At 69.4% G+C, this 14,917-nt stretch carries 12 protein-coding genes and 5 tRNA genes; 16 read left to right on the plus strand and 1 reads right to left on the minus strand.

Features of this window, described 5'->3' with window-relative positions; genetic code table 11:
* Nucleotides 1-250: 250 nt before the first annotated feature.
* The 13 genes from H1D24_RS02595 (at nt 251) to H1D24_RS02655 (ending at nt 11,135) form a co-directional block, all read left to right on the plus strand.
* Nucleotides 251-439, plus strand: coding sequence for a hypothetical protein (locus tag H1D24_RS02595; RefSeq protein ID WP_181655663.1), 189 nt, complete (start codon nt 251-253; stop codon nt 437-439).
* A gap of 179 nt (nt 440-618) precedes the next feature.
* Nucleotides 619-1,413, plus strand: a complete 795-nt coding sequence (locus tag H1D24_RS02600) for a fumarylacetoacetate hydrolase family protein (protein WP_181655664.1) — start codon at nt 619-621, stop codon at nt 1,411-1,413.
* A complete protein-coding gene (gltX, locus tag H1D24_RS02605) occupies nt 1,406-2,878 on the plus strand; it encodes a glutamate--tRNA ligase (protein ID WP_181655665.1) in 1,473 nt (490 codons plus the stop codon). Before H1D24_RS02600 ends, gltX begins: the two co-directional genes overlap by 8 nt.
* Before the next feature lie 741 nt (nt 2,879-3,619).
* The gene (locus H1D24_RS02610; RefSeq protein ID WP_181655666.1) at nt 3,620-6,286 is read left to right on the plus strand and encodes a SpoIIE family protein phosphatase; all 2,667 of its coding nucleotides are present in this window, start codon (nt 3,620-3,622) and stop codon (nt 6,284-6,286) included.
* A gap of 41 nt (nt 6,287-6,327) precedes the next feature.
* On the plus strand, nt 6,328-7,422 hold the full coding sequence (locus tag H1D24_RS02615; protein ID WP_181655667.1) for a sugar ABC transporter substrate-binding protein: 1,095 nt from the start codon (nt 6,328-6,330) through the stop codon (nt 7,420-7,422).
* A 44-nt stretch (nt 7,423-7,466) separates the two neighbouring features.
* Nucleotides 7,467-8,255, plus strand: coding sequence for an ATP-binding cassette domain-containing protein (locus tag H1D24_RS02620; protein WP_181655668.1), 789 nt, complete (start codon nt 7,467-7,469; stop codon nt 8,253-8,255).
* Entirely contained in the window at nt 8,255-9,541 is a 1,287-nt protein-coding gene (locus H1D24_RS02625) for a sugar ABC transporter permease (RefSeq protein ID WP_181655669.1), read from the plus strand. The genes H1D24_RS02620 and H1D24_RS02625 overlap by 1 nt, the downstream gene beginning before the upstream one ends.
* 252 nt (nt 9,542-9,793) lie before the next feature.
* On the plus strand, nt 9,794-10,516 hold the full coding sequence (locus H1D24_RS02630; RefSeq protein ID WP_181655670.1) for an HAD family hydrolase: 723 nt from the start codon (nt 9,794-9,796) through the stop codon (nt 10,514-10,516).
* A gap of 86 nt (nt 10,517-10,602) precedes the next feature.
* Nucleotides 10,603-10,674 (plus strand) — tRNA-Gln (locus H1D24_RS02635).
* Between the two features lie 36 nt (nt 10,675-10,710).
* A tRNA-Glu gene (locus H1D24_RS02640) sits at nt 10,711-10,783 on the plus strand.
* A gap of 86 nt (nt 10,784-10,869) precedes the next feature.
* A tRNA-Glu gene (locus H1D24_RS02645) sits at nt 10,870-10,942 on the plus strand.
* Between the two features lie 20 nt (nt 10,943-10,962).
* Nucleotides 10,963-11,034, plus strand: a tRNA-Gln gene (locus H1D24_RS02650).
* A 28-nt stretch (nt 11,035-11,062) separates the two neighbouring features.
* Nucleotides 11,063-11,135 (plus strand) — tRNA-Glu (locus H1D24_RS02655).
* Nucleotides 11,136-11,338: 203 nt separating this feature from the next.
* Here H1D24_RS02655 and ndgR read toward each other — a convergent pair.
* The gene (gene ndgR, locus H1D24_RS02660; protein WP_026278050.1) at nt 11,339-12,055 is read right to left on the minus strand and encodes an IclR family transcriptional regulator NdgR; all 717 of its coding nucleotides are present in this window, start codon (nt 12,053-12,055) and stop codon (nt 11,339-11,341) included.
* Between the two features lie 216 nt (nt 12,056-12,271).
* On the opposite strand from ndgR, the gene leuC reads away from it, so the two are divergent.
* The 3 genes from leuC to H1D24_RS02675 all read left to right on the plus strand — a co-directional run bounded on the left by leuC (nt 12,272) and on the right by H1D24_RS02675 (nt 14,874).
* A complete protein-coding gene (leuC, locus tag H1D24_RS02665) occupies nt 12,272-13,696 on the plus strand; it encodes a 3-isopropylmalate dehydratase large subunit (protein WP_181655671.1) in 1,425 nt (474 codons plus the stop codon).
* Nucleotides 13,697-13,702: 6 nt separating this feature from the next.
* Nucleotides 13,703-14,296 (plus strand): 3-isopropylmalate dehydratase small subunit, encoded by a 594-nt coding sequence (gene leuD / locus H1D24_RS02670; protein ID WP_181655672.1) that lies wholly within the window; start codon nt 13,703-13,705, stop codon nt 14,294-14,296.
* A gap of 350 nt (nt 14,297-14,646) precedes the next feature.
* Nucleotides 14,647-14,874, plus strand: coding sequence for an SCO5555 family protein (locus H1D24_RS02675; RefSeq protein ID WP_181655673.1), 228 nt, complete (start codon nt 14,647-14,649; stop codon nt 14,872-14,874).
* The last annotated feature ends 43 nt before the right edge of the window (nt 14,875-14,917 follow it).

The following is a 14,917-nucleotide window of genomic DNA, read 5'->3' on the forward strand; positions in this document are numbered from 1 at the left end:
CGGACTGTCCCAGTCGGCATGATCGGGAGCGGAATGATGCCTTCAGTGGTGCAATGTCCGTTTCATCGCGGTGAGTTGATGGCCTGAATTAACCCATTTGCCCACTCGCTCGTGAGCAAACTCACATGAACATCAAGGGGTGTTCGCGGCTGTGGCTGGGAATTGCACGTTTAACCTGGCGCTTTACAGGGATGGGGAATCCGACAACCGGCGCCGCCGGCGCCCGTATGGACAAGGTCTCGAGCGACAGATGAAGACGACGATGATGTTCCGCAACATAGCCAATCCGCGGCGGACGACGCTGGCGCACCTCGAGGACGCCGACGAGATGACGACCGCGGCGGAGCTGCCGGAGCACCCCGTCGACCTGCCGACGCAGACGGCCAACCCGCGCCGCACGATTCTCATGGAGATCCCGGAACGGACTTCGGCGGCGTAGCGGAGGAGCCGCTTTCTCCGGCTCTGCTCACCGTTTTTCTCCGGCTCTGCTCATCGTTGTGGTGCCGCCCGGGGTCGGCACCGGCCAGGCCGCGCCCTGATGGCGCGAGGAGCGCGCCCCCGCCGCGTTAGCCTGGAGCGTCAGACTCCAGCCAGCGGAAAGTGGGGCGCAAGGATCCCGTGCGCATCGCCAGATTCTCCATCGACGGGAACGTCGCCTTCGGCGCGGTCGAGGGCGACAAGCCGGACGAGCTCGTCCTCGACATCATCAAGGGCATCCCGTTCGCGGACTTCGAGCTCTCCGGTACGAAGGTCCCGCTGGCCCCTTCTGATTCAAGAACAAGGGTCCGGCTGCTGCCCCCCGTGCTCCCGAACAAGGTCGTGGCCTTCGGCCGCAACTACGCGGAACACGCCAAGGAGCTCGGCAACGAGGTGCCTGAGGCCCCCTTCGCCTTCTTCAAGCCGTCCACCTCGGTGATCGGTTCCGGCGACGAGATCGCCTACCCCTCCTTCTCGCAGGACCTGCACCACGAGGCCGAACTGGCCGTGGTCATCGGCCGCATGTGCCGCGAGGTCCCGCGCGAGCGCGTCAAGGACGTCATCCTCGGCTACACCTGCGCCAACGACGTCACCGCCCGCGACGTCCAGAAGCGCGAGAAGCAGTGGGCGCGGGCCAAGGGCTTCGACACCTCCTGCCCGCTCGGCCCCTGGGTGGAGACGGATCTCGACCCGTCCGACCTCACGATCCAGTGCACGGTCAACGGTCAACAGCGCCAGCTGGGTCGTACGAGCGAGATGATCCACTCCGTCGAGGATCTGATCGTGAACATCTCCGAGGCCATGACGCTGCTCCCCGGCGACGTGATCCTCACGGGCACCCCGGCAGGGGTCGGCCCCCTCAGTGTCGGCGACGAGGTCGCCGTCACCATCGAAGGCATCGGCACTCTCACCAACAAGGTGATCAAGCGTGGCTAACGGACCCGTCCGCGTACGTTTCTGTCCCTCGCCGACCGGCAACCCCCATGTGGGCCTGGTCCGCACCGCCCTGTTCAACTGGGCGTTCGCCCGGCACACCGGCGGCACCATGGTCTTCCGCATCGAGGACACCGACGCGGCCCGCGACTCCGAGGAGTCCTACAACCAGCTGCTCGACTCGCTGCGCTGGCTGGGCCTCGACTGGGACGAGGGCCCGGAGGTGGGCGGCCCCCACGCGCCGTACCGCCAGTCGCAGCGTATGGACCTCTACAAGGACGTCGCGCAGAAGCTCCTCGACGGCGGATACGCGTACTACTGCTACTGCTCGACGGAGGAGCTGGACACCCGCCGCGAGGCCGCCCGCGCCGCCGGGAAGCCGTCCGGCTACGACGGCCACTGCCGCGTGCTGACGGCCGAGCAGGCCGAGGCGTACCGGGCCGATGGCCGGGAGCCGATCGTCCGCTTCCGCATGCCCGACGAGCCGATCACCTTCACCGACCTGGTCCGCGGCGAGCTGACGTTCACGCCTGAGAACGTTCCGGACTACGGCATCGTCCGCGCCAACGGGGCACCCCTCTACACGCTCGTCAACCCGGTCGACGACGCGCTGATGGAGATCACCCACGTCCTGCGCGGCGAGGACCTGCTCTCCTCCACGCCCCGCCAGATCGCCCTCTACAAGGCGCTGATCGAACTGGGCATCGCCAAAGAGATCCCGTCCTTCGGCCACCTGCCGTACGTGATGGGCGAGGGCAACAAGAAGCTCTCCAAGCGCGACCCGCAGTCGTCCCTGAACCTCTACCGTGAGCGCGGCTTCCTGCCCGAGGGCCTGCTCAACTACCTGTCCCTCCTTGGCTGGTCGCTCGCCCCCGACCGCGACATCTTCTCGCTCGACGAGATGGTGGCGGCCTTCGACATCGCGGATGTGAACCCGAACCCGGCCCGCTTCGACCTGAAGAAGGCCGAGTCGATCAACGCCGACCACATCCGGATGCTGGACCCGAAGACCTTCGTCGAGGCCTGCGGCCCGTGGCTGAAGTCCCCGGGCGCCCCCTGGGCGCCCGAGGACTTCGACCAGGCGGCGTGGGAGGCCATCGCCCCGCACGCCCAGACGCGCCTGACCGTCCTCTCGGACATCACGCAGAACGTCGACTTCCTCTTCCTGCCGGAGCCGGTGGAGGACGAGGCGTCCTGGACCAAGGCGATGAAGGAGGGCTCCGACGCGCTCCTGAAGACGGCCCGCGAGAAGCTCGCCGCCGCCGACTGGAACGCGGAGGCCCTCAAGGCGGCCGTCCTGGCCGCCGGCGAGGAGCACGGCCTCAAGCTCGGCAAGGCCCAGGCCCCGGTCCGCGTCGCCGTCACCGGCCGCACGGTCGGCCTCCCCCTCTTCGAGTCCCTCGAGGTCCTGGGCCGCGAGAAGACCCTGGCTCGCGTGGACCGGGCCCTGGAGAAGCTGACGGCGTAGCGCACCGTTGTGGGCAATCGTTCCGTATGGGCGATGGGGGTACCTGCCATGCCCTTAGAGGTGCTGACAAAATGGGCGCCCGGCTCGAGGCGCCTGGCACGCACTCCCCCAGCTAACGCTGGGGGCACCCCCAGCTAACGCTGGGGGTGCCCCCAGGAGATGCCCCCACGCCGCGTTGCCGGAACACCCCAGAGCTCCTGCCCCATTGCCTTAAGGGCATGGGAGGTGCCCCCATCGAGGGTCTTCCGGCGCCTTGCGATCGCACGCACCAGGCGCCTCGAGCTGATCGGACACCCATTTTCTGAGGACCTCTAAGGCAATGGGGGAGGGTGGGCACAACCCACGACGACGGGCGCCGTGGGACATGGGCTGTGCCGACCAGTTGGCGGTCCCCCGGCGGAAGGGCGGCCGCTCCGGCTGCGAGGGCAGGCGGGCTAGGGCCGGGCACCAAGCCCAGCCCGACCCCGCCTGCCCTCGCAGCCCGCCCCACCGGGTGCCATTCTGATGGTGTGGGCGCCTTGCCTCGAGGCGGCGCGATTCAGGCATGGCTTCGTCCGAAGCCTGCATCACGGCCGTCCGCTTATCTCCGGGCCTCTGCCTGCCCCCGCGCTGGGCATGGAGGGGAGGTCGGGTGACGACATGCGCGATGACGGCGGTGCCGGTTCCGGGCTCCCGAGGCCGAGGGCGGACCTGGCCGGGGCAGCCGAGGCAGGTCCGCGCCCTTCGGCGCCGTGGCCGGGCATGAAGGACCAGGTCCTGGTCTTCGCCGGGGTCGCACTGAGCGCTGTCTACGCACTGGCCGGCAAGGACGACAAGCTGCGGCTGCTCGATCTCGCCGAAAGGAGCGGGAGGACCGCGAGCGCCCCGTCCGGGTACGGGCCGCCCGAGAGCTACGCCCTGTCCGGCCGCTCACCCGCCGCCGACGCCGTCCGCGCAGGCCGCTCCATGTGGTGGGACGCCGCCGAACTCGACACGTACCGCGAAACGGAGAACGGCTCGGAGACTCCGACCCTGCCGAGCGGCGTATCGCTGGGCGTGCTGCCCCTGGCGACCGACGGCACGCGGCTGGGCTGCCTGCTCGTCGTCGGCGACACCGCGGAGGGCTTCGCTCCCGAGCAGCGCAGCTTTCTGGAGCTGTACGCCGAAGAGGTCGCCGCCGGGCTCGAAACGGCCGCTGAACCGATCGCCCCGGGCCCGGGCGGCCAGGGCACGTCTGGCCGCCCCGGTGGTCGAGCCCCCGGTGGTGAAGGCCGGCAAAGCGGAGTCCCGGGCCGCGGAGATTCAGAGGGAGCAGGCACGAGCACCACGGACGCCGACGGCCCGGCTCCCCGCGACGGCCCGGCGGGCGGCCCCGCCACACGGCGCCCGTTGCTGGGCCCGGCCCTGGACCGTCTGGGAGTCGGCTCCTTCACCCTGGCGCCGGCTTCGGGCCTCATCGATGCTGACGCACGCGTCCTGGAGCTGGTCGGCGTCGCCCCCGACGCCTTCGACGGCAGGGTGGAGACCCTGCTCGCACAAACCGTCCCGGAGGACCTGCCCGCGCTCATGTCCGTCGTCGAGCCGCGTCAGGCCGTCGGCGGGCGCGAACTGGACTTCCGTATCCGCTGCGCCAACGGCGAACTTCGCTGGCTGCGCCTGAGCTGCCGGGTGCCGGCCGGCGGCGACCGTGGACCCGGCCGGGTACCGGAGCAGGTGCTGGGCGTGGTCGCCGACGCATCCATTCTGCGCCCCGTCGCCGACGAGGTCTCCCGGGTGCAGCGGCTGGCCGCCTCACTCGCCAACGCGTTGTCCGTCCGGGACGTCAGCCGCGTGGTGGCCATCGCCCTGCGCGAGCCGCTGGGAGCCGACCGCGTGGCACTCGCCGGGCTCGAGGCGGCCGACAGACTGGTGGTCACCGTCCTCGACCCGCCGGAGCCGAGCGCCTGGCCCGAGATCTGGCGTTCCGAATGGCGTTCCGAGTGGCCCGACGCACCGCTGCAGGCCCTGCCCACGCTGCAGGCCGCACTGCGGGAAGGCCGTCCCAGCCTCTGGCACGCGGGCACCGAGCTCGAACCCGGTCTCGCGGGCGTCGGCCCGGGCGGACTCGCCGTACTGCCGCTCCTGGCCCAGGGCCGGATAGCCGGTGTCTGCCTCGTCGGCTGGGACGAGCCGCACGAGTTCGTCCCCGAGGAACGGTCCCTGCTCACCGCGACCGCGGGGCTGGTCGGACAGGCCCTGATGCGCGCGCAGACGTACGACGCCGAGCAGGAACTCGCCACGACGCTCCAGCGCAGCCTGCTGCCCCGCCGCCTTCCGGAGCTGCCCGGCTGCGTCGCCGTCGCCCGCTATCTGCCCGCCAGGAGAGGACTGCAGGTGGGCGGTGACTGGTACGACGTCATATCCCTCTCCGACCGCCATGTGGCGCTGGTCATCGGGGACGTGCAGGGACACAGCGCCGCGGCCGCGACGATCATGGGCCAGATCCGTACCGCGATCAGGGCCTACGCCGTGGAGGGCCACCCGCCCGACGTCGTCGTCTCGCACGCCAACCGGCTGCTCGTCGGCATGGAGACCGATCTGTTCGCCACCTGCTGCTATGTCGACCTGGACATCGAGGAGGGCAACGCCTGGTTCGTCCGGGCCGGGCATCTGCCACCGCTGCTGCGCAACCCGGACGGCACCACCGAGGAGATGGCCATCGAGGGCGGACTTCCGCTGGGCGTGGTCGAGGACGCGGAGTACCCCATGACCGCGGCCGGACTGACCCCGGGCACGCTCCTGGTCATGGCGACGGACGGCCTGGTCGAGTCCTCGAGCCTGCCGCTGGACGAAGGCCTACGCCGCTTGCAGCAGGTGCTCTCCTCCACCGACCCCTCCGACGCCGGGCACGTTGCCGACGACCTCCTCGGCGACCGCAGTCGGCGAGAGGACGACGTGGCACTGCTGCTCATGCGCTACGACGGTCTGAAGGTCCGCCCGATCCGGGTCGGCTGGACCGTATGGCGACTCCCCGACGCCGTTATGCACGCGCGCCGGTTCACCGCCCGCACCATGCGCTCCTGGAACCTCGCCGAGGAGGCCGACGTCGTGCTGCTGGTGGTCTCCGAGCTGGTCACCAACGCGCTGGTGCACACCCACGGCGCGGTACGCCTCGACCTCACGCTCGCCGCGGACCGGCTGCGGGTCGCCGTGAGCGACTCGTCTCCGCGCGCGCCGGCCAAGCCGGTGATCGTGGACTGGGAGGCGACCGGCGGACGTGGACTCCTCCTCGTCGAGGCGATGTCGGCGGGCTGGGGATCGGTGCCGGTCAGCGGTGGCAAGCAGGTGTGGAGCGAGATCGTTGTGCCCCCCCACGAGCCCCCGGGCACGGAGACCGGAACAGGACCGGCTGCGGAACCCCTCGGCCTGCTGCCGTCCCGAGGACCCTGACCAGGCCTTCTCCCCGTGGAAGGACAAGGGAGGTCCCTCCGATGAAGACCTACGTGCGGGAAGCCGCCGCCATCGCCGCGCTGTCGATGGCCGTGGCCCTTGCCGCCTGCGGAGGGGGCGACGGCGGCTCCGCCGACAGGGCGGAGGACGCCCTGAAGATCGGCCTGCTGCTGCCCGACGCCACCACCGCCCGCTGGGAGAAGGACGACAGGCCGCTGCTCGAGAAGAAGATCAGGGAACTCTGCGCCGAGTGCATGGTCGAGCACGCCAACGGCAAGGGCGACGTGGCCACCCAGCAGCAGCAGGTGGACTCCATGATCATCAGGGGTGTGGATGTGATGGTCCTCGCCGCCGTCGACGCCAAGGCGCTCCAGCCCGCGGTCAGGAAGGCGGACGAGGCGAACGTCCGGGTCGTAGCCTACGACCGCCTCGCCGAGGGCCCGATCTCGGGATATGTCTCCTTCGACGGCGAGGAGGTCGGCAGGCTCCAGGGCGAGGGGCTCCTCGACGCGTTGGGCGACAAGGCGGACGGCAGCCGGATCGTCATGATGAACGGCGACCCGACCGACCCCAACGCCGCCGCGTTCAAGAAGGGCGCGCTGTCCGTTCTCGAGGACAGGGTGAGGATCGCCAAGATGTACGACAACCCCGGCTGGAGGTCGGAGCACGCCCACACCAACATGTCCGGAGCCATCTCCACCCTCGGTGCCGACAACATCGACGGCGTCTACTCCGCCAACGACGGCCTCGCCGCCGGCGTCATCTCCGCCCTCAAGGCCAACAAGATCAACCCGCTGCCGCCGGTCACCGGCCAGGACGCCGAACTCGGAGGCGTTCAGCGCATCGTCACCGGAGAGCAGTACATGAGCGTCTACAAGCCCTTCGAGCCGCAGGCCGCCGCCGGCGCCGAGATGGCCGTAGCACTGGCCCGTGGTGAAAACCTCGACGGCATCGCCGAGCACACGACGGTCAACAGCCCTACCGCGCAGGCGGTTCCGGCCGTCCTGCTCACGCCGGTCTCCCTGACCGTCGACAACATCAAGGAAACCGTGGTCAAGGACGGCCTCTACACGATCGACCAGATCTGCACCCCGAAGTTCAGGTCTGCCTGCGACAAGGCCGGACTGACCGGATAGGGCCGGTCTCCGGCCTCCGTGGGGGCCGGGCCCGGAAGAAGGAGATGGTTTCTGTGCGGGCTCCACCCCTGCTGGCGTTGCGCGGCGTCTCCAAGCGCTTCGGCGCCATCCAGGCGCTCTGCGATGTCGAGCTGGAGATCCATGGTGGTGAGGTCATCGCCCTGGTGGGTGACAACGGCGCAGGCAAGTCGACCCTCGTCAAGGTCATCGCGGGTGTCAGCCCCGCCGACAGCGGTGTCATCGAGTGGCAGGGCCGGATCGTCCAGGTCAGGCGCCCTCACGACGCCCAGGCACTCGGCATCGCGACCGTGTACCAGGATCTCGCGCTGTGCGACAACCTCGACGTCGTCGGCAATCTCTTCCTCGGCAGGGAGATCCACAGGGTCGGCGTCCTCGACGAGGTGGAGATGGAGCGCCGCGCCGTCGAGCTGCTGCACACCCTGTCGATCAGAATCCCCAACATCCGCCTCCCCGTGGCCTCGCTGTCCGGCGGCCAGCGCCAGGCCGTCGCGATCTCCCGCTCGCTGCTCGGCGTACCCAAGCTCCTCCTTCTCGACGAGCCCACCGCCTCCCTGGGCATCGAGCAGACCTCCCAGGTCCTCGACCTCATCGACCACCTGCGCGACCGTGGTCTCGGTGTGCTGCTCATCAGCCACAACATGGGTGACGTCAAGGCCGTCGCCGACCGGGTCGCGGTGCTGCGCCTCGGCCGCAACAACGGCTTCTTCGATGTGAACACCACATCCCAGGAACAGGTCATCTCCTCGATCACCGGTGCCACGGACAACGCCGGCAGGACCCGCATGGGGCGTACGGGGGAGGCGTGGCTGTGATGCGGAAAGAGACATTCCGAAACACGGAACCCGGCAGAACGGCAGGCGGACCCGAGGCGCGGGCGCCCGCCGCGGCCGGCCGGCGCCTGCTCGTGCGCAGAGGGGACGTCGGGCGCGCCGTCGACGAATTCCGGCGCCGGCTGCGCGACGGAGAGCTCGGCTCGCTCCCCGTCGTACTGGGACTCGCCCTGATCTGGATCATCTTCGAGATCCTCAACGAGAACTTCCTCTCACCACGCAACCTGTCCAACCTCAGCGTGGACATCGTCGGCACCGGCCTGATCGCCGTGGGCATCGTCTTCGTGCTGCTGATCGGCGAGATCGACCTGTCGGTCGGCTCGGTCAGCGGTCTCGCGGCAGCCATGTTCGCCGTGCTCAACGTCCATCAGGGCATGCCCGAGTGGCTCGCGGTCATCGTCGCGGTGCTCTGCGGCACGACGGTCGGGGCCGTCCACGGGTTCTTCTTCGCCAGGGTCGGCGTGCCCTCGTTCGTCGTCACCCTCGCGGGACTGCTCGGCTGGAACGGCCTGATGCTCTACGTCCTCGGCGAAAGCGGGACGATCAGCATCGACGACCAGGGCCTGGTCGCCAAGCTGACCAGCCACTACTTCTCCGACGCGGCCGTGGCCTACGGCTTGGCCGTCCTCGGCACGGCCGCGTTCTTCCTCGCCGCCTACCGTGACAGCCTGCGCCGCAGGGCCGGCGGCATGGAGTCCCGGTCGCTCGGCCGGCTCGGATTCCGCACCGGCGCCCTCGCGGTGATCGCCCTTGCGGCGGCCTATGTCCTCAACCAGTTCCAGGGCCTGCCGCTCGCTCTGCTGATCTTCCTCCTCGTCGTCGTCGGCCTGGACTACCTCCTGCGCCGCACGCGGTACGGACGACAGGTGTTCGCGCTCGGCGGCGGCGTCGAGGCGGCCCGCCGCGCCGGCATCAACGTCGTGCTGGTGCGGATCTCCGTGTTCATGGTGTCGGGGACGATGGCCGCGATCGGCGGCCTGTTCCTGGCCTCCCGGATCACCTCGGCCAGCCAGACGTCCGGCTCCGGCATCCTGCTGATGAACGCCATCGCGGCAGCCGTCATCGGAGGCACCAGCCTGTTCGGCGGCCGCGGCACAACCTGGTCCGCGCTGCTCGGCATGCTGGTCATCCAGTCGATCGCGTCCGCCATGGCACTCATGGGCGTCCAGGCCGCCGTCCAGTTCATGATCACCGGCGGCGTCCTGCTCCTGGCGGTAGTCATCGACTCCCTGTCACGACGCTCCCAGGAGGCCCACGGCCGGGCATGACGAGGGGGCTCGGATGAGTACGTCCTCCTACGCCGATCCAGGCGTGCTCTGGGACATCGACACCGCACTTTTCGGGGGGCTGTATTCATCTGCGGCTCCGCCGCGGGCTCCCGAACCCCCAGCCGAGAAGGGGTCGCCGGTACGGTCGTCTCATGCCGATCCAAGCGGTGCTCTGGGACATCGACACTGCATTTCTCGGGGGATAACCCCCGAACCCCCAGCCGAGACCACGGTCGCCGGTACGGTCGTCTCATGCCGATCCAAGCCGTGCTCTGGGACATCGACGACACGATCTTCGACTACGCGGGCGCGGACACCGCCGGCATGCACGCGCATCTGCTCGCCGAGGGGCTGCCCGCCCGGTACGTCACGGCGGAGCACGCCCTGGCCCGGTGGAAGGAGATCACCGAAAACCACTGGGCGCGTTTCGGTGCGGGAGAGGTCGACTTCCACACTCAGCGGCGCGACCGTGTGCGGGACTTCCTCGACGCTGACCTGGACGACACGGAGGCCGATGCCTGGTTCGAGCGCCATCGCGGACACTACGAGGCCGCGTGGTCGCTCTTCCCGGACACCGTGCCCACCCTGGACGCGCTCGCCGGCAGCTACCGGCACGCCGTCCTGTCCAACTCCGCCGCCGTCCACCAGGAACGCAAGCTGCGCTCCCTCGGCGTGCGCGACCGCTTCGAGGTCGTGCTCTGCGCCGTGGAGCTCGGTGTCTCCAAACCGGCCGCCGAGGCCTTCCACGCCGCGTGCGCGGCACTCGCGCTGGATCCCGCGGAGATCGCCTACGTGGGAGATCAGCCGGAGATCGACGCCCGGGGCGCCCGCGACGCCGGAATGCTGGGGATCTGGCTCGACCGGACCGGCGTCGACCGGCCGGCCCCGACCGGCGTGCACCGGATCACGAGCCTGGCGGAGCTCCCCGCACTGCTGGCCGATACCCGTTTTGGAGCGCCGTCCACCTTCGGGTAATGTTCTTCCTGCGCCGCCCGAGCGGGCCGAGAGGCTGGACGGGAAGCGCACACCGAATGAACCCCCGGGCGGGGGTTGAATTTTGGTGGGGTATGGTGTAATTGGCAGCACGACTGATTCTGGTTCAGTTAGTCTAGGTTCGAGTCCTGGTACCCCAGCTCGCAGATGCCCGTCTCTGCAGAGACGTCTGCAAAGCCCCCGTTGTGTAGCGGCCTAGCACGCTGCCCTCTCAAGGCAGTAGCGCCGGTTCGAATCCGGTCGGGGGTACTGATCCATCCCGCATGATCAATCGGGTAGCTCCCGTTGATCCGGCGGTGACAACACCCGGCGATACGTCGGGTGGGATCGCCAAGGCCCCCGTTGTGTAGCGGCCTAGCACGCCGCCCTCTCAAGGCGGTAGCGCCGGTTCGAATCCGGTCGGGGGTACAAACTGGTCTAAACCGCATTGGTCTATGGTGTAATTGGCAGCACGACTGATTCTGGTTCAGTTAGTCTTGGTTCGAGTCCAGGTAGACCAGCTCGGATCTGCGGAAACGTAAGATCCTCGCCCCCGTTGTGTAGCGGCCTAGCACGCCGCCCTCTCAAGGCGGTAGCGCCGGTTCGAATCCGGTCGGGGGTACACAGGGCGATGGGCCCTCCGCTTCGGCGGAGGGCCCATCGGCGTTCACGGCGTTAGGCATCCCATACTGTCCGCATCCCTTACCGGCCGGGCGACTTGGCAGCGGCGGGTGGGGGCGGCGTAGTGATCGCGGGCTGCCGCGGCGCTGAGGCGGCCCGCCGATCTGTGCCGGTGAGACGGGTGTTACTGGTGGTGGTGCAGGGTCAGCCGGAGCGGCGCAGGGCCTCGGAGAGGCGGGCGGCCGCATCGATGACCGCCTGGGCGTGCATACGGCCCGGGTGGCGGGTCAGGCGCTCGATCGGTCCGGATACCGAGACGGCGGCGACCACGCGGTTGGACGGCCCGCGGACGGGTGCCGACACCGACGCCACGCCCGGCTCGCGCTCGCCGATCGACTGGGCCCAGCCCCTGCGGCGTACGCCCGAGAGGGCCGTGGCCGTGAAGCGGGCCCCCTGGAGGCCGCGGTGCAGGCGCTCCGGCTCCTCCCAGGCCATCAGGATCTGGGCCGACGAGCCGGCCTTCATCGTGAGGGTCGAGCCGACCGGGACCGTGTCCCGCAGGCCCGAGAGGCGCTCCGCGGCGGCCACGCAGATGCGCATGTCGCCCTGGCGGCGGTAGAGCTGCGCGCTCTCGCCCGTCACGTCACGCAGATGTGTCAGTACCGGTCCTGCCGTGGCCAGCAGGCGGTCCTCGCCCGCCGCCGCGGCCAGCTCGGCCAGGCGCGGGCCGAGGATGAACCGGCCCTGCATGTCCCTCGCCACCATCCGGTGGTGTTCCAGTGCCACGGCAAGGCGGTGTGCCGTGGGTCGTGCGAGCCCTGTCGCCGCGACCAGCCCGGCGAGGGTGGCCGGACCGGACTCCAGGGCGCTCAAAACAAGAGCAGCCTTGTCGAGAACGCCGACGCCGCTAGAGTTGTCCATGCAACGATATTCGCGTCTCACTCTGTGAAACGCAAGTTCAATTTTCCGGGGAACTTGCGACTCTGGAGTGGCAGCGGCCCGGCGACCGACGGGTCCCAGGCCGAAGTCCACCCCCCACTCGACTTCGCTCGAGCGGCGGGGGCCCTGTGAGGGGCATGGGCGGAGGCGCTCACATCTCTAGTTGGGTCGGCAGCAACGCCGGCCGGAGGGAAAGCGATGGGTAGGACACTCGCGGAGAAGGTCTGGGACGACCATGTCGTCCGGCGCGCCGAGGGCGAGCCCGACCTCCTCTTCATCGATCTGCACCTGCTGCACGAGGTGACCAGCCCCCAGGCCTTCGACGGCCTCCGTAAGGGCGGTCGCCAGGTGCGCAGGCTCGACCTGACCATCGCCACCGAGGATCACAACACCCCGACCCTCGACATCGACAAGCCCATCGCGGACCCCGTCTCCCGCGCCCAGCTGGAGACGCTGCGCAAGAACTGCGCCGAATTCGGCGTACGGCTGCACCCCCTCGGCGACATCGAGCAGGGTGTCGTCCACGTGGTCGGCCCGCAGCTGGGCCTGACCCAGCCCGGCACGACCGTCGTCTGCGGTGACTCGCACACCTCCACCCACGGCGCCTTCGGTGCGCTGGCGTTCGGTATCGGCACCTCGCAGGTCGAGCACGTGCTGGCCACCCAGACCCTGCCGCTGGCCCGCCCGAAGACCATGGCGATCACGGTCGAGGGCGAACTGCCCGAGGGCGTCACCGCGAAGGACCTGATCCTCGCGATCATCGCCAAGATCGGTACGGGCGGCGGCCAGGGCTACATCCTGGAGTACCGCGGCTCCGCCATCGAGAAGCTCTCGATGGAGGCCCGCATGACCATCTGCAACATGTCCATCGAGGCCGGTGCGCGCGCGGGCATGATCGCCCCCGACGAGACCACCTTCGAGTACATCAAGGGCCGCGCCCACGCCCCCGAGGGCGAGGACTGGGACGCCGCCGTCGAGTACTGGAAGACCCTGAAGACGGACGACGACGCGGTCTTCGACGCCGAGGTCTTCATCGACGCCGACTCTCTGTCGCCGTTCGTCACCTGGGGTACCAACCCCGGCCAGGGCGCGCCCCTGTCGGCGAACGTCCCCGACCCCGCTTCGTACGAGGATGCTTCGGAGCGCCTGGCCGCCGAAAAGGCCCTGGAATACATGGGGTTGACCGCCGGGCAGCCGCTGCGCGACATCAACGTCGACACCGTCTTCGTAGGCTCCTGCACCAACGGCCGTATCGAGGACCTGCGTGCGGCCGCCGCGATCGTCGAGGGTCGCAAAGTCGCCGACGGCGTACGGATGCTGGTCGTCCCCGGCTCCGCGCGGGTCGGTCTGCAGGCCGTCGAGGAGGGCCTGGACGTGGTCTTCAAGGAGGCCGGCGCCGAATGGCGGCACGCGGGCTGCTCCATGTGCCTCGGTATGAACCCCGACCAACTCGCCCCCGGCGAGCGCTCCGCGTCCACCTCCAACCGCAACTTCGAGGGCCGGCAGGGCAAGGGCGGGCGTACGCACCTGGTGTCACCCCAGGTCGCTGCCGCCACAGCCGTCCTGGGTCACCTGGCCTCGCCCGCCGACCTGTCCGACGCCCCCGCGACCGCCGGAGTCTGAGCAATCATGGAAGCATTCACCACGCACACCGGACGTGCCGTCCCGCTGCGCCGCAGCAACGTCGACACCGACCAGATCATCCCCGCCCACTGGCTGAAGAAGGTCACCCGCGACGGGTTCGAGGATGGGCTCTTCGAGGCCTGGCGCAAGGACCCCGAGTTCGTGCTCAACCGCCCCGAGCGGCAGGGTGCCACCGTGCTGGTCGCCGGCTCAGACTTCGGTACGGGATCCTCGCGCGAGCACGCCGTCTGGGCACTGCAGAACTACGGCTTCAAGACCGTCATCTCCTCGCGCTTCGCCGACATCTTCCGCGGCAATTCGCTCAAGAACGGCCTGCTCACGGTGGTTCTGGAGCAGAAGATCGTGGACGCCCTGTGGGAGCTGACCGAGCAGGACCCGACGGCGGAGATCACCGTCGACCTCGAGGCCCGCGAGGTGCGCGCCGAGGGCATCACCGCCGCCTTCGAGCTGGATGAGAACTCCCGCTGGCGGCTGCTGAACGGCCTGGACGACATCAGCATCACGCTGCAGAACGAGGGTGACATCGCTGCGTACGAGGCGAAGCGTCCCTCGTACAAGCCGCGGACGCTCCAGGTCTGAGGCCCACCGGGCCCACCGGTCCCCGCAGAGGCCGCTCCGAGGCGGAAGCGGCTCCCGAACCGGCCCCTCGACCGCATCCGACCGCGGCGCCGGCCCTCACGCAGTACTCAGATGTACCCCCGACCGATCACGGTTGGGGGTACATCTGTATGCCCGTTTCCGGGGCCCTCCGGGGTCCGCCGGAGCCCGGACGGGCCGTGCGGACGGTGTCAACTCGCCCGCGGAAAAGGGGAGTAGAGACGGCTTCCACGGGAAAGGCGGTGCTTGTGGGGAGGTGCCGGAAAGGCGGCTCGGCAGGGTAGTTGCCCCCTGCGCAGGCGACAACTCGCCCCAGATGGCACAATCGGTGCATGGACCGCGACAGCCAACTCGAGCTCTACGAGGCGGTCGCGGCCCGGCTGAAGGAAGCGCACGCAAGGGTGCGCGCACTGCAAGTCCCGGAGGGCGTACGGATGGCGCTGACCCGGAAGCTGCTGGTCATTACGGCCGCGGCCAAACACGATCTCGCCGATGCGGCAAGGCGTCTGGAGCGATTGACGGCGGACCTCGACGCGGGTCGTTTCCCCGAAGACGTCTGAGCATCAAGCCCCAACTCCATGACGCCGAGTTCGTTGCGGCACA

Source organism: Streptomyces himalayensis subsp. himalayensis (assembly GCF_013778455.1).
GTDB classification, from domain to species: Bacteria; Actinomycetota; Actinomycetes; order Streptomycetales; family Streptomycetaceae; genus Streptomyces; species Streptomyces himalayensis.

Coding starts and splice junctions, on each gene's coding strand:
- ndgR (WP_026278050.1), bottom strand. CDS start 12,055: ATGGACAACTCTAGCGGCGTCGGCGTTCTCGACAAGGCTGCTCTTGTT.
- H1D24_RS02620 (WP_181655668.1), top strand. CDS start 7,467: ATGGTTTCTGTGCGGGCTCCACCCCTGCTGGCGTTGCGCGGCGTCTCC.
- H1D24_RS02625 (WP_181655669.1), top strand. CDS start 8,255: ATGCGGAAAGAGACATTCCGAAACACGGAACCCGGCAGAACGGCAGGC.
- H1D24_RS02630 (WP_181655670.1), top strand. CDS start 9,794: ATGCCGATCCAAGCCGTGCTCTGGGACATCGACGACACGATCTTCGAC.
- H1D24_RS02675 (WP_181655673.1), top strand. CDS start 14,647: ATGGACCGCGACAGCCAACTCGAGCTCTACGAGGCGGTCGCGGCCCGG.
- H1D24_RS02610 (WP_181655666.1), top strand. CDS start 3,620: ATGAAGGACCAGGTCCTGGTCTTCGCCGGGGTCGCACTGAGCGCTGTC.
- H1D24_RS02615 (WP_181655667.1), top strand. CDS start 6,328: ATGAAGACCTACGTGCGGGAAGCCGCCGCCATCGCCGCGCTGTCGATG.
- leuC (WP_181655671.1), top strand. CDS start 12,272: ATGGGTAGGACACTCGCGGAGAAGGTCTGGGACGACCATGTCGTCCGG.
- leuD (WP_181655672.1), top strand. CDS start 13,703: ATGGAAGCATTCACCACGCACACCGGACGTGCCGTCCCGCTGCGCCGC.
- H1D24_RS02595 (WP_181655663.1), top strand. CDS start 251: ATGAAGACGACGATGATGTTCCGCAACATAGCCAATCCGCGGCGGACG.